Annotated in this window: 14 protein-coding genes and 1 tRNA gene; 4 read left to right on the plus strand and 11 right to left on the minus strand. The window is 70.9% G+C overall.

The genetic code is table 11. The features are described from left to right. Positions 1-38: 38 nt before the first annotated feature. Positions 39-518, minus strand: coding sequence for a metallophosphoesterase family protein (locus J4573_RS00065; RefSeq protein WP_307796423.1), 480 nt, complete (start codon positions 516-518; stop codon positions 39-41). Between the two features lie 29 nt (positions 519-547). Between J4573_RS00065 and J4573_RS00070 the strand changes: the two genes are divergently transcribed. The 3 genes from J4573_RS00070 (at position 548) to J4573_RS00080 (ending at position 3,303) form a co-directional block, all read left to right on the plus strand. Next, positions 548-1,234, plus strand: coding sequence for a M15 family metallopeptidase (locus J4573_RS00070; protein ID WP_208253102.1), 687 nt, complete (start codon positions 548-550; stop codon positions 1,232-1,234). 150 nt (positions 1,235-1,384) lie between these two features. After that, positions 1,385-2,275, plus strand: a complete 891-nt coding sequence (locus J4573_RS00075; RefSeq protein ID WP_208253103.1) for a DUF3455 domain-containing protein — start codon at positions 1,385-1,387, stop codon at positions 2,273-2,275. Between the two features lie 161 nt (positions 2,276-2,436). Further along, positions 2,437-3,303, plus strand: coding sequence for an LLM class flavin-dependent oxidoreductase (locus J4573_RS00080; RefSeq protein ID WP_208253104.1), 867 nt, complete (start codon positions 2,437-2,439; stop codon positions 3,301-3,303). Here the strand turns inward: J4573_RS00080 and J4573_RS00085 are convergent. From J4573_RS00085 to J4573_RS00115, 7 genes are all read right to left on the minus strand, one after another. Further along, a complete protein-coding gene (locus J4573_RS00085; protein WP_208253105.1) occupies positions 3,300-3,872 on the minus strand; it encodes a TetR/AcrR family transcriptional regulator in 573 nt (190 codons plus the stop codon). The two genes, J4573_RS00080 and J4573_RS00085, sit on opposite strands and share 4 nt — an antisense overlap. After that, a complete protein-coding gene (locus J4573_RS00090; protein WP_208253106.1) occupies positions 3,869-4,228 on the minus strand; it encodes a hypothetical protein in 360 nt (119 codons plus the stop codon). The genes J4573_RS00085 and J4573_RS00090 overlap by 4 nt, the downstream gene beginning before the upstream one ends. A 144-nt stretch (positions 4,229-4,372) precedes the next feature. Beyond that, a tRNA-Ala gene (locus J4573_RS00095) sits at positions 4,373-4,445 on the minus strand. Positions 4,446-4,622: 177 nt separating this feature from the next. After that, on the minus strand, positions 4,623-5,264 hold the full coding sequence (locus tag J4573_RS00100) for a histidine phosphatase family protein (RefSeq protein ID WP_208253107.1): 642 nt from the start codon (positions 5,262-5,264) through the stop codon (positions 4,623-4,625). Then, positions 5,257-5,670 carry a ribosome silencing factor gene (gene rsfS / locus J4573_RS00105; protein ID WP_208253108.1) on the minus strand — a complete coding sequence of 138 codons (414 nt, stop codon included), beginning with the start codon at positions 5,668-5,670 and terminating at the stop codon, positions 5,257-5,259. The genes J4573_RS00100 and rsfS overlap by 8 nt, the downstream gene beginning before the upstream one ends. Before the next feature lie 176 nt (positions 5,671-5,846). Next, positions 5,847-6,449, minus strand: a complete 603-nt coding sequence (nadD, locus tag J4573_RS00110) for a nicotinate-nucleotide adenylyltransferase (RefSeq protein ID WP_208253109.1) — start codon at positions 6,447-6,449, stop codon at positions 5,847-5,849. A gap of 96 nt (positions 6,450-6,545) precedes the next feature. Continuing rightward, the gene (locus J4573_RS00115; protein ID WP_208253110.1) at positions 6,546-7,850 is read right to left on the minus strand and encodes a phenylacetate--CoA ligase family protein; all 1,305 of its coding nucleotides are present in this window, start codon (positions 7,848-7,850) and stop codon (positions 6,546-6,548) included. 395 nt (positions 7,851-8,245) lie between these two features. Between J4573_RS00115 and J4573_RS00120 the strand changes: the two genes are divergently transcribed. After that, positions 8,246-9,325 (plus strand): M48 family metallopeptidase, encoded by a 1,080-nt coding sequence (locus J4573_RS00120; protein ID WP_208253111.1) that lies wholly within the window; start codon positions 8,246-8,248, stop codon positions 9,323-9,325. Positions 9,326-9,415: 90 nt separating this feature from the next. Here the strand turns inward: J4573_RS00120 and J4573_RS00125 are convergent, their stop codons facing one another. From J4573_RS00125 to proB, 3 genes are all read right to left on the minus strand, one after another. Then, complete coding sequence (locus J4573_RS00125; RefSeq protein ID WP_208253112.1) at positions 9,416-11,167, minus strand: TIGR03767 family metallophosphoesterase; 1,752 nt, start codon at positions 11,165-11,167, stop codon at positions 9,416-9,418. 74 nt (positions 11,168-11,241) lie between these two features. Then, positions 11,242-12,552: a glutamate-5-semialdehyde dehydrogenase gene (locus J4573_RS00130; protein ID WP_208253113.1), complete on the minus strand. Its 1,311-nt coding sequence runs from the start codon at positions 12,550-12,552 to the stop codon at positions 11,242-11,244. Then, positions 12,545-13,687 (minus strand): glutamate 5-kinase, encoded by a 1,143-nt coding sequence (proB, locus tag J4573_RS00135; RefSeq protein WP_208253114.1) that lies wholly within the window; start codon positions 13,685-13,687, stop codon positions 12,545-12,547. Before proB ends, J4573_RS00130 begins: the two co-directional genes overlap by 8 nt. Positions 13,688-13,712 lie beyond the last annotated feature (25 nt).

Here is a 13,712-nt window from a genome sequence, read left to right on the forward strand (position 1 = left end):
CATCACGACGGTAGTGACCAGGACATACGCCCTGAAACTTAGGTCACGGGGATGATCTGGGCGTCGCTCAGGACGCCTTGCTCGATCGTGAGGAGGCCCACGGTTCCGTGGGGCTGGCGGCGGCGGTCGGTCGGGGAACCCGGGTTGAAGACGCGGAGCCCATCCTCGGCCAGGTCCATCGGGATGTGGGAGTGGCCGAAGATCACTAGCTGGGCGTTGGGGAAGGTCCGGCGCATGCGGGCGATCCGGCCCTTCGAGGGGCCGCTGTCGTGGATCATCGCGACGGACAGTCCTTCGAGGTCCAGCTCCAAGGCCTCCGGCGCGCCCCAGGCGGCGACGTCCTCGTTGTCGTTGTTGCCCAGGACGGCTCGTACGGGCGCGAAGGCGGAAAGCTCGTCGAGGACCGTCGGGACGCAGACGTCGCCCGCGTGCAGGATCAAGTCCACGCCCGCCAGGCACTCCGCCACGCGCGGCGGGCACGACTTCCACCGCCGCGGCGCGTGGGTATCTGAGATCACCCCAACCCTCACCCTGCGATTATCGCCTCATGAGCGAGATCATCTTGATGTCGGACCCGCGCGTCGCCGCCGTCCCCGTTCACGAGTGCGGCGAGCCGCTCCTGGATCTGCGGGCGGACAGCCCTTTCCTGGTGGACGGGCGGAAGCAGGACGACTCGGGCTCCTACTTCTTGCTCCGCAAGGGCGTGGTGGAGCGGTTGAAGCGAGCCGAGGAAGCGTTGCCGGCCGGGCTTCGGCTGATGATCGTCGAGGGGCATCGGTCGCCGGCCCTGCAGCGCCGCTATTTCGAGGGGTACGCGGCCGAACTGCGGGCGGGGCGGCCTGAGTGGTCTGAGGATGAGGTTCACAGCAAGGCGAGCCGGTACGTGTCGCCGCCGGACATCGCTCCGCACACGGCGGGCGCGGCCGTGGACCTCACGCTCGCGGGGCCGGACGGGCGAGAGCTTGATCTCGGTACGCCGATGAACGCCTCGCCTGAAGACAGCGCAGGCGCTTGTTACACCGGCGCGGAGAACATCAGCGACCTTGCCCGCGACCATCGGGAGACGCTGAAGGCCGCCTTGGTGGCCGCGGGGCTCGTCAACTACCCGACCGAGTGGTGGCACTGGTCGTTCGGTGACCGCTACTGGGCCTTGACCGTCGGCGCCGACTGCGCCTACTACGGCCCGTTGGACAAAGTCCCAGGTCAGAGCATTGGCCGGGCGAACGACGCTTGACGTAGTACGAGGAGCTCGCGCTCCGTCGTTCAAGCGAAACGGTGTGATTCAGGCCTCTTGCAGACGATTGAACAGGAGGTCTGGAAGACCCGTGAACGCCTCGACGGGCCAGGTGCAGGGGGCACCGGCCCACCGAGGAGAGGGTTCTCCATGAACCGCAGCATCGCCCTTACGGCCGTGGTGGCCGCCGGACTCGCCTTCATGGCGGTTCCGGCGTCAGCCGACGAAGACGCGTTCTTCGCCACGAGCCTGAACGGGGCCAACGTCACCCAGGGTGGCGACGACGACGGGGGCGCCGTCGCCTTCGTCGGTGTGAAGGGCGACCAGGTCTCGTTCGCCATCGAGTTCCATGACATCGCCATCCCCACCAGCGGCGACCTCCACAAGGGCGCGAAGGGCAGCGACGGCGACTCCAAGATCTCGTTCTTCACCACGCCGCTCCTGACCGGACGCGACTCGGTGAGCGGGACCGTGCGGGTCACCGACCAGAAGCTGCTGGACGACCTGCGCACCGCCCCTGGCGACTTCTACGTCGACCTGCACAACAGGCCGTTCCCCCAGGGCGCCGTCCGCGGCCAGGTCCACAAGACGACCAGCGCGATCGACATGAAGCGCGCCCTCAGCCAGAACTTCGCCGCGCCGGTCATCAAGGGCGTCCAGATCTACGCCTGTACCCAGCAGCCAGACGGGACCTTCGCGTTCACCCAGGACAACGTGCGCGCCTCGCTCCAGCGCGGCATCTCGCACTTCTTCGCCAACCCCGGCCCGGCCGGTCCGCCCGAGTGGAAGTCCGACGACGACGGCTCGGCCGTGACCGGCAAGCTGATCTCCAAGACGGCCAACGGGGACGGCGACATCGCCGAGCTCGACCTGGCCGCCACCCAGGTGGGCGCGGCCTCTGGCCTGCTCGCGCAGACCAACGAGATCATGCGGCTCAACACCGTCGGTGGCGTCGCCCCGGCGGGCCCCTGTGACCCGGCCGCCCAGCCCAAGGCCGAGGTCCCGTACCACGCCGACTACCTGTTCATCCACGCCGCCTGACGGCCGTGCGGGCGGTGCGCGCAGGGGCCGCACCGCCCACACTGGGCCGCACCGCCCACACTGGGCCGCACCGCCCGCACGGGGCGCGCCGCCCGCACGGGGCGCGCCGCCCGCACGGTTATTCGCTTGCCGTCCTGACCGGCACGACGGAGCATGCCGAGATGCGCTTCTCGATCAACATTCCGAACTTCGGGGACTTCGCCGACGCGCGCACCGTGGCCTCGGTGGCGGTCGCGGCCGAGCGGGCGGGCTGGGACGCACTGTTCCTCTGGGATCACCTCACGCACGACCGCAGGCACCGGCCGTTCGGCGATCCCTGGATGCTGCTGACGGCCGCCGCGCTGGCCACGACCACGATCAGGCTCGGGACGATGGTCACGCCGGTCGCGCGGCGGCGTCCCCAGCAGCTCGCCCGGCAGGTGGCCACGCTGGACGCCGTCAGCGGCGGGCGGGTGATCTTCGGCGCGGGGCTGGGCGATATGGACGACTTCACGGGCTTCGGTGAGCCGACCGACAAGCGGGTTCTCGCCGAACGGCTGGACGAGGGCCTGGGGCTGATGGAGCGCTACTGGACGGGCGAGCCGGTCACCCATCACGGCGTTCACTACACGGCCGAGGACGTCACGCTGCTGCCCGCTCCGGTCCAGCGGCCTCGGCCGCCGATCTGGATCGCCGGGTTCTGGCCGCGGCCCCGGCCGTTCCGGCGGGCGGCCCGGTTCGACGGCGCGGTGCCGCTCTTCGTGTCCGCCACGCACGGCAACAATCCGCCTGTGGACGAGGTGCGCGATCTGGCGGCGTTCATCCACGAGGAACGGCAGGGGCGGGAGGAGCGGGAGGCGGATCGGCCGTTCGAGATCGTCGTCGGCGGCATCAGCCCGGGCGATCCGGGTCAGGCGTCAGATCTGCTGGGGTCTCTGGTGGAGGCGGGTGCCACCTGGTGGGACGAACGCCAGCGGATGGACACCGATGATCTCGACCGGCTCGCGCCGACGCTGGCCCGGGTCGAGCAGGGGCCGCCGAGCCTCTAGGGCCTGGTCGCCCGGTCGAAGATCTGTACCAGCTCGTTCGCGCACTGCTCCGGGTCCATGCCCTCGGCCAGCGGGCCGTAGGCGCCGTCCATCGCGCCGCGCAGCGTCGTCGCCATGACGCGCGGGTCGAACGGGCGGAAGGCGCCGGTCCGCTGGCCGTGCGCGAACAGTTCGGTCAGCCGCTTCAGGGCGTCCAGGTGGTACGGGTCCCAGGCGCGGTCCCCGTTGATGATGATCTGTTCGAGCGCCCGGACCTGGTCGAGGTGCTCGGCGATGAACGCCGTGTTGGCCCGGATGAAGGCGAACAGCTCCTCCCGCGCGCCCTCGGCCGCCTCCAGAGAGGGTCGCAGGTACGCCTCGGCGTCCTCGACGACCTTGGCCGCCACCGCCGCGAACAACTCGCCCTTGCCGGAGAAGTGGTAGGTGATCAGGCGCTTGCTGCTGAGCCCGGCCAGCCGGCAGATGGCGTCGAACGTCGTCGCCTGGTAGCCCTGCTCGGCGAGCAGGGCTATGGCGGCCCGGAGGATCTGGTCCTTGCGGGCCGCCGTCGCCGCCGTACGTGTCGTCATTGAGTCGAGTATGCCCGCCGCAGCGTGAGCAGTACCGCCACGAACAGCAGGCCGACGACCGCCTGCTCGGCCTTCATCCACATCGGGAACCCGTCGTGCGGCAGGGCCACGATCACCAGGATCGCGACCGGCGCCGCGATCGACATGATCCGCATTCGCCGGAACGCGCCCCGGCTCCCCTGGAACGCGCGCCTGGCCAGCAGGATGAGCAGGGCCGCGATCACCGTGATGATGACCCCGCGCACCCACACGGCGCTGCTGCCCCCGACCACCCCCGCGGTGACGAGCGTCCCGAGCGACAGCACCAGGACCGCCGCGTACAACGCCCGAACCCGCACGTACGCTGTGTTATCCATGCGGATAAATTTATCCCCGTGGATAAAAATCCACAAGACCCGGATCAAGACCCGGATGTGGACCCATGAACAGGATGAACGCCGAAAATGAGAAAAGAGGTGCGACCACGGACCCTGTCCGCGATCACACCTCTTCGAGTGAGGTGGAGCTATGGGGATTCGAACCCCAGACCTCCTCCATGCCATGGAGGCGCGCTACCAACTGCGCCATAGCCCCGCAGCTGCGTGGACGTACATCCCGCAGCGCTTCGCCAGTGTATCGGAACGAGGGGCCTGAGCTCGAATCGATTGCCGAGCCGATCCCCCGCCCTGCCCGGCGGCCGTCCCCGCTCCGTCCCGGACCGGTCCCCCGCTCCGTCCGGCGGCCAGGCCCGGTACGTTCCGGGGCCGGCTTCTACTCGGCGCGGTCGTCGGAGAGGACGGGCTCGGGCAGGGTGCCGGCGTTGTGCTCGATGAGCCGCCAGCCGCCGTCGCGCATCTCGGCGAGCACGGACCAGCAGCAGTTGGACAGGCCGCCGAGGCGTTCCCAGACCTCCTCGGGCAGGCCGAGCAGGTTCGACATGCCGAGGCGGAGGGCGGCGCCGTGCGAGGCCACGACCAGCAGGCCGGTCGGCGACATCGTGTCGACGGCCCGGTTCAGGGCGGCGCCGACGCGTTCGGCGACCTGGGCGCTGGTCTCGCCGCCGGGCGGCTGCCAGCGGGCGTGCTCCTCGGGGTAGCGCTCGCGGATCTCGCCGCTGGTGAGGCCCTCCCACTCGCCGCCGTCGCGTTCGATCAGGTCCTTGTCGTGCGCGATCGGCAGGCCGGTCAGGTCGGCGAGGGCCTGGGCGGTGTCGGCGGCGCGCTGGAGCGGCGAGGCCAGGATGCCGGTGGGGCGCAGGGCCGCCAGCAGGGCGGCGGCGCGGCGGGCCTGCCCGAGGCCGACCTCGTCCAGCGGGATGTCGGTCTTGCCCTGGAAGCGGCGCTCGACGTTCCACGCGGTCTGGCCGTGGCGCCACAGGACCAGCCGGCGCTTGCCGGGTTCCCGGTCACTCACTGGCGCTCCCGACCCTGCGGGCGCGCTGGGCCGCGTGGGCGTTGACGCTGTCGGGGAGCTCGATGACGGGGCAGTCCTTCCACAGCCGCTCGAGGGCGTAGAAGAGCCGGTCCTCTTCGTGCTGGACGTGGACGATCACGTCGACGTAGTCCAGCAGGATCCAGCGGCCCTCCCGCTCGCCCTCGCGGCGCACGGGCTTGGCCTCGGCCTCCTCACGGAGGCGCTTTTCGATCTCGTCCACGATGGCGCGGACCTGCCGGTCGTTCGGCGCGGAGCAGAGCACGAACGCGTCGGTGATCACGAGCTGCTCGCTCACGTCATAGGCAAGAATGTCGTCGGCCAGCTTGTCGCTCGCCGCCTCCGCGGCGATCCGGACCAGCTGCGCGGCCCTGTCGGATGCGGTCACGATGCGCTCGCGATCCTCCCTGTAGGGGTTGTTTCCCGGATCCACCTTCTCACGGTCACCGGGCCCGGTCCTTTTCGCCGGAGTTTTGGCCACCTCACGCCGAATGGCACGCGAGCAGGCCCACGTTCCAGGATATGGGCCGGAACGCGGGCTCTGTCATGAATTATCGGTGCTGCTCAGGCTGCCTGCTCGTGATAAAGGCCGCGCTTGCCGATGTATTGGACGATCCCATCGGGGACCAGGTACCAGATCGGCTCGCCCGAACGGACGCGGTCCCGGCACTCGGTGGAGGAGATCGACAACGCCGGGACCTCCATGAGGCTGACCCGCCCGTTCGGCAGGCCAGGGTCGGTCAGCTGGTGACCGGGGCGGGTGACGCCGATGAAGTGCGACAGCTCGAACAGCTCGTCGGTGTCGTGCCAGGTCAGCATCTTCGACAGGGCGTCGGCCCCGGTGATGAAGAAGAACTCGGTGTCCTCGCCGTACAGGCGCCGCATGTCCCGCAGGGTGTCGACGGTGTAGGTCGGGCCCGGCCGGTCGATGTCGATGCGGCTGACCGAGAAGCGCGGGTTGGACGCGGTGGCGATCACGGCCATGAGGTAGCGGTCCTCGGCGGCGGCGATCTTCGCGCCCTCCTTGTGGGACGAGAGCCCCGTCGGCACGAACACCACCTCGTCGAGCGAGAAGAAGTGCGCGACCTCGCTGGCGGCCACCAGGTGGCCGTGGTGGATCGGGTCGAACGTTCCGCCCATGATCCCCAAGCGCCGCTTTTGCGTCATGGCGACGAGAATAGCCAGGGCGGCCCCGGCCATGCCCACGTGCCCCGCCGATAGGGCGTCGCTTGGCCCGCGCCCAGGTGAGGCCGGGGACGTCGCTTACGTGAGGCCGGGGATGGGCGGGGCGCCGGATTCCCAGGTCACGACCCGTACGGCCTTGCCCACCTCGACCCGCGGCACGCTGCCCTCCGGCAGCACCCGCACGTCGGCGGTCAGGCCGAGCGCCTCGTGCAGGGCCTGAACGAGCTGGGCGGCCGGATCGTCGAAGGCGGCGGCCGCGGCGGCCGGCTCGCAGGCGACGATCATGCGTACGGCGGCCTCCTCGCGGCGGTCCACGACCAGCTGGTAGTGCGGCGCGACCCGGCCGGAGCCGAGCAGGACCCGCTCCACCTCGCTCGGATAGACGTTCACGCCCTTGATCACCAGCATGTCGTCGGCCCGGCCGCGGATCTTGCTCATCCGGACCAGGGAACGGCCGCAGTTGCAGTCGCCGTGGGTCAGCGAGGCGATGTCGCCCGTCCGGTAGCGCAGCAGCGGCAGCGCCTGCTTGGTCGGGGTCGTGAAGACCAGCTCGCCCGGCTCGCCCTCGGCGACCGGCTCGCCGGTCTTGGGGTCGACGGCCTCGACGATGAAGTGGTCCTCGTTGACGTGCAGGCCGTTCTGCTCCAGGCATTCGGTGGCCACGCCCGGGCCGATGATCTCCGAGAGGCCGTAGATGTCCAGGGCCTTGATCGGCAGAACGTTCTCGATCGCGGTCCGCAGCTCCTCCGACCAGGGCTCGGCGCCGAAGACCCCGGCCTTGAGGTAGGGCAGCTCCACCCCGGCCTCGGCGGCGGCCTCGCCCAGGCGCAGCGCGTAGGCGGGCGTGCAGGTCAGGATGTCGGGCCGCAGGTCGGCCAGCATCCGCACCTGCCGGTCGGTCATCCCGCCCGACATCGGCACGACGGTCGCGCCGAGCGCCACGGCGCCCTGGTGGATGCCCTGCCCGCCGGTGAAAAGCCCGTACCCATAGGCGTTGTGGACGATGCTGTCGGCGGTCGCGCCCGCGCACTGCAGCGAACGGGCGCACATCGAGGCCCACAGGTCCAGGTCGGCGCGCGTGTAGGCGACCAGCGTGGGACGGCCGCGGGTGCCGCTGGAGCCGTGCACCGCGACGACCTGGTCGCGCGGTACGGCCAGCATGCCGAACGGGTAGTTGTCCCAGAGGTCCTGCTTGACGGTGAACGGGAGGCTGTGGAGATCGGCCAGATGCACGTCCGCGCCACCGGTGACGCCCGCCTCGCGAAGCCGCTCCCCCTGCACGCCCCCGACGGAGATCAGCCGGTCGATCAGGCCCCAGAGCCGGTGCCGCTGCAGCGCGGCCCGCTCGTCCCGTGACATCGCTTCGGCCTTCGGATCGAACATCGCGCCTCCTTGCGCCCGCACCCGCATCCCGCACCCGCATCCCGCACCCGCATCCCGCACCCGCACTGGCACCCACACCGGCACTCGCACCCACATCGGCACCCGCACCTGCGTCCGGATCCGTACATGAGCCCGGATCCGCACCCTGCATCCGCGTCCGCGCGGCGCTCTCACCTGGCGCCGCACGTCCGCTCTCACCCGGCGCGGCCCATGCCCCTCGTGGCCGTCGTACCCCGTCCCCACCGGCCCGGACGCCGGGTTGCCCGAAGTAGAACCCGTGTCACGGTCCGTCCGCAACCCCCGTGTCAGCCCAGTCGCGAGGTCCGCACCCTGACCCAAGCCTTCCGCCAGGGAACCCTGTGACGGGGTGGATCGTCGGAATTAGCATGTCGGACATGACGACGAACACACCGGATCGAGCACGCACGCGCTTCCCCGGGATCAGCTCCCGGGCCTACGAACACCCGGCGGACCGGAGTGCGCTCGTGGCGCTGCGCTCTCTGACCGGGTTCGATGTCGTACTCCGCAAGCTTTCGGGCCTGTTCAACGAGCGGGCCCTGCGGCTGATGTTCCTCGGCGGGACGGTACGGGTCGGTGAGAACCAGTTCCGCCAGCTGCACGACATGGTGCGGGACGCGGCCTACATCCTGGACATGCCCGAGGTCCCGGAGATGTACGTCCGCCAGGACCCGACGCCGAACGCGATGGCGATCGGCTCGGACCACCCGTTCATCGTGATCAACACCGGGCTGATCGACCTGCTGGACGAGGAGGAGCTGCGTTTCGTCGTGGCCCACGAGGTCGGGCACATCCTGTCCGGCCACGCGGTCTACCAGACGATGATGCAGATCCTCATCTCCCTCGGCACCCGGCTGGCCTGGCTCCCGCTCGGCAACATCGCGATCTCCGCGATCATCATCGGGCTGCGCGAGTGGTTCCGTAAGGCCGAGCTGTCCTCCGACCGCGCCGGGCTGCTCGGCGGCCAGGACCTGGACGCGGCCAAGCGCGTGATGATGAAGCTGGCGGGCGGCACCCGCCTCCAGGAGATGAGCCACGAGGCGTTCCTCGCCCAGGCCCAGGAGTACGACGCCGCCGGCGACGTGCGCGACGGCCTGCTGAAGTTCCTCAACCTGCTGCCGCAGTCGCACCCGTACGCGGTGATCCGCTTCGCCGAGATCGACCGCTGGGCGAACAGCGGCGAGTACGAGCGCATCCTGGCCGGCGACTACCCGCGCCGCGACGACGACGGCAGCGCCTCGGTCACCGACGAGATGAAGAACGCGGCCAACTCCTACCGCGAGTCGTGGGAGCGCTCGGCCGACCCGTTCATCGGCAAGGTCCGCGACGTCGCCGACGGCGTCGCCTCGGCCGCGGGCGGGCTGTTCGACCGCGTCGCCAACCGCGCGGGTGGTGGCGGCAACGGAGGCAACGGCGGCAATGGGGGCAACGGGCCCACCAGCGGCTCCTCCAGCTGACAGCAGCCGACCACACGAAAACGACATCGCGCCGTCCTGCCCCAGAGCCGGGGCAGGACGGCGCGCTCGTTTCGTCGCAGGACGCGAGGCCTACCTGCGGGCCTTCGGGTTCGGGAGGAGCAGCTCGACGTTGCGGTCCTTGGTCTCGCCGCGGCGGTGCTCCTCCTTGTCCTGCCAGTCGTTGGCGGCCAGCTCGCGCGACAGCGAGGCCAGGTGGACGGGGTCGCCGATCGTGCCGCCGTAGGAGGCGGGCCCGGCCGAGTCGATGATCGTTCCGAAGATCGAGAGGGTGCCGTCGAGGTTGTCGGCGATCTCGACGATGCGGGCCTGCTGCGGGAAGTCGATGTGGGCGGCCGTGTTGACCTCCCAGAACCCCCCGGAGTTGTCGGTCCGGGCGTGCGGGATGACCTCGTTGCGGTGGGTGTGGCCGTTCACCCAGAGGATCACGTTCGGGTACTTCAGGAGCAGCGCCTTGACCTCGTCGCCCATGACGCGGCCGCCGCCGAGCGGGTTGGTCAGGGACGCGATCGGGTGGTGGCTGAACAGCACGACGAAGCGGTCACCGGCGGCCTTGAGCCGGGCCTCCAGCCAGGCGAACTGGGCCTTGTCGAGCGAGCCCTCGGAGTAGCCGTTCGGGTTGACGGTGTCGAGCACGAGCCCGCGCACGCCGTCCTTGTCGAACGCGTAGTAGGCCGTGCCGTCGCGCAGGTTGGTCTGGGTGAAGCCGTGGCCGCCGCCGTTGCCCGCGAAGTGCTCCCGTACGACCTCGGCGCGCGACAGCATGCGGCGCCGCGCGTCCGGGGTGACCTGGCGGAACAGGCCGGTGTTCTGGGAGGCGAGCCTGACCAGCTCGCCTCCGTCGCCGTCGCGGAGCATGCGGGCCAGGCGTTCGGCCTGCGCGTCACTGCCGGGGGCGCCGATCTTGATGCCGCCGGTGGCGAGGGTCGACAGCAGCGGGTTGGCCGGCAGGTTGCCCTGCATGAGCCCGTCGTGGTTGCCGAAGACCGCCAGCCAGGGCGACGTCAGGCCGGTCGCCTTGAAGGGGCGGCGGGCGGCGTTCAGCAGGCCCTGCACGCGCGGGAATCCGTACTGGGTGAACGCGACGTCGGCCTTCGCGCCGGGCGGCGGGCCGGCCGGGTGCCAGAAGCGGGTGTCGTACGAGCGCCAGTCCATGACGCCCTCGTAGCGCGTCAGGTCGCCGGAGTCGGGCACGACGCGGCGGCCGTCGAGGATGTCGATGATCCAGCGCAGCTCGTTGTACTGCACGTTGTCGGCCGCGTCGCCGGTGTTGATGGTGAACGCCAGGCCGAGGCCGGTGGCGGGGCCGCGCCCGACGCGGTTGATCGCGCGGACCATCGACTCGGCGACCTGGGTGGTGAGGATCTCCTGCGGCCGCCACGCGCCCTCGACCGGCAGGACGCTCAGCAGGTCCTTGAAGCGGTCGAGGAACTCGACCCGCGCCGGTGACTGCGCGTCGATGATGTGCACGTCGGTGAGCTGGCCGAACGCGACGACGCCGCGGCGGCGGGCGGCGCGGGCCGGGTCGGCCGTGCCGCCGAGGTCCAGGCGCAGGAGATGAGGCTCCCCCGCCGCCGTGACGATCTTCCGGTAGCCGCCCTTGCCTGCGGGGCCGGGCACCAGGATGTGGTCGAGGGTCGTACCGGCGACGGGGCCGCGGAGACCCGTGGCCCCGGCCCCGGTACCCGGCGACTTGGACGGTGTGGTGGGGGCCTTGGTGGAGGCGGAGGCTCGGGAGGGGACGGCGGTCAGGCCGGCAGAGGCGATCCCCACGCCGAGGGCGGCGTTCTTCAGAACGCGGCGGCGGCTCATCTCGCTTGTCACGCCGCGATAAGACCACACTTACCAACGTGACATCAAGAGTCACTCTGTCACAGTTGCGCCTCCGTGATGCGCTCTCAGCCCCTGAGGTGCCCCTCACCTGTGACGACGTACTTGGTGGAGGTGAGCTCGGGCAGCCCCATCGGCCCGCGGGCGTGCAGCTTCTGCGTGGAGATGCCGATCTCGGCGCCGAACCCGAACTCCTCGCCGTCGGTGAAGCGCGTCGAGGCGTTCACCATCACCGCGGCCGAGTCGACCAGCGCCACGAACCGCTTGGCGGCCGGCTGCGAGCCGGTCACGATCGTCTCGGTGTGACCGGAGCCGTACGTCCGGATGTGGACGACCGCGTCGTGGAGGGTGTCGACGACGCGAGCGGCGATGTCGAGCGAGAGGTACTCGGCGTAGTAGTCGTCCTCGGTGGCCGCGACGACCTTCTCCGGGTCGTACGCGCGGACGCGGTCGTCGCCGTGGACGGTCACGCCCTTGGCACGCAGCGCGTCGAGAGCCTTCGGGATGAACGCGTCGGCGATGTCCTTGTGCACCAGGAACGTCTCGGCGGCGTTGCAGACCGAAGGGCGCTGGGTCTTGGCGTTGACCAGGATGTCCACGGCCATGTCGACGTCGGCGGCGGCGTCCACGTACACCGCGCAGTTGCCGACGCCCGTCTCGATCACCGGGACGGTCGACTCCTCGACCACCGAGTTGATGAGCGAGGCGCCGCCGCGCGGGATCAGCACGTCGACCAGGCCGCGGGCGCGCATCAGGTGCTTCACCGAGTCGCGGCTGGTGCCCGGCACGAGCTGCACCGCGTCCGCCGGCACCTCGGTGGAGCTCTGGGGTTCGGTGGGGCGGGATGAACGGAGCGCGTCCTGCATGATGCCGACGAGGGCGGTGTTGGAGTCGAACGCCGAGGACGAGCCGCGCAGCATCGCCACGTTCCCGCTCTTCAGGCAGAGCGCGGCGGCGTCGACGGTCACGTTCGGGCGGCCCTCGTAGATGATGCCGACGACGCCGAGCGGGACGCGGATCTGGCGCAGGTCCAGGCCGTTCGGCAGCACGTTGCCGCGCACGGTCTCGCCGACCGGGTCGGGCAGCGCGGCGACCTGGCGGACGGCGGCGGCGATCGCGGCGATCCGCTCGGTCGACAGGCTGAGCCGGTCGATCATGTACTCGGAGATGCCGTTCTCGCGGGCCCGGGCGACGTCGCCCTCGTTCGCCTTCACGATCTCGCCGGAACGGGCGACGAGCGCGTCGGCGATCGCGTGCAGCGCGGCGTCCTTGGCCGCGCGCGGCAGCGGGGCGAGGTCGGCGGCCGCCGCCCTGGCGCGCTCGGCGACCCGCAGGAACGCCTCGCGCTCCTCGACCTCTTCGGCTGTCGGCTCACTCATCCCGGGCTCCCATCTCGGCTCGAGCTTCTTGGTCGATCAGGACGACGAGGTCATCGCGGTGGATGATCTCGCGCTCGTACTCGGGCCCGAGCTCGCGGGCCAGCCACCGGGTGGACCGGCCCATCAGCTCGGGGATCTCCCCCGCGTCGTAGTTGACCAGGCCGCGCGCGACGACCCGGCCGTCGGTGCCGCACAGGTCGACGGGGTCGCCGGCGGCGAAGTCGCCCTCGACGCCGGTCACACCGGCCGGGAGCAGGGACTTGCGGCGCTGCACGACCGCCTCGACCGCGCCCGGGTCGAGCACGATCCGTCCCTGGCCGGTGGTCGCGTGCGCCAGCCACAGGTGCCGGGTGGAACGGCGGCGCGCGTCCGGGTGGAAGTAGGTGCCGACCGGCTCGCCCGCGATCGCGCGCGCCGCGGACGCCGCGTTCGTCAGGACGACCGGGATCCCGGCGATGCGGGCGGCCTCGACCTTGGTGATCATGCCGCCGGTGCCGACGCGTCCGGAGGCGCCCAGCTCGATGCCCTCCAGGTCGGCGGGCTCGCGCACCTCGTCGATGCGGCGGGCGCCGGGCTTGCGCGGGTCGCCGGTGTAGAGCGCGTCCACGTCCGACAGCAGGATCAGCGCGTCCGCCTGGGTGAGGTGGGCGACCAGGGCGGCCAGCCGGTCGTTGTCGCCGAAGCGGATCTCGTCGGTGGCGACCGCGTCGTTCTCGTTCACGATCGGCAGGAAGCCCATCGACAGCAGCTGCTGCATGCAGCGCTGGGCGTTGCGGTGGTGAACGCGGCGGATCATGTCGTCGGCGGTCAGCAGCACCTGGCCGACGCCCACCCCGTACCGCGCGAACGAGGAGGTGTAGCGCGCGACCAGCAGGCCCTGGCCGACCGTCGCCGCCGCCTGCTGCGTCGCCAGGTCGGGCGGGCGGCGGGTGAGGCCGAGCGGCCCGAGCCCCGCGGCGATCGCGCCGGACGACACGAAGACGATCTCGGTCCCGGCGGCCCGGCGCGCGGCCAGCACGTCCACGAGCGCGTCGATGCGGTCGGCGTCGATGGCGCCCTGGGGGGTGGTGAGCGAGGACGACCCCGCCTTCACCACGATCCGCCGGGCCTTCGCGATCGCCGTACGGGTGCTCATGATCTCCCTCGGGGGTAAGGGCGGG

It is taken from the genome of Actinomadura barringtoniae, from assembly GCF_017573505.1.
GTDB classification, from domain to species: Bacteria; Actinomycetota; Actinomycetes; order Streptosporangiales; family Streptosporangiaceae; genus Spirillospora; species Spirillospora barringtoniae.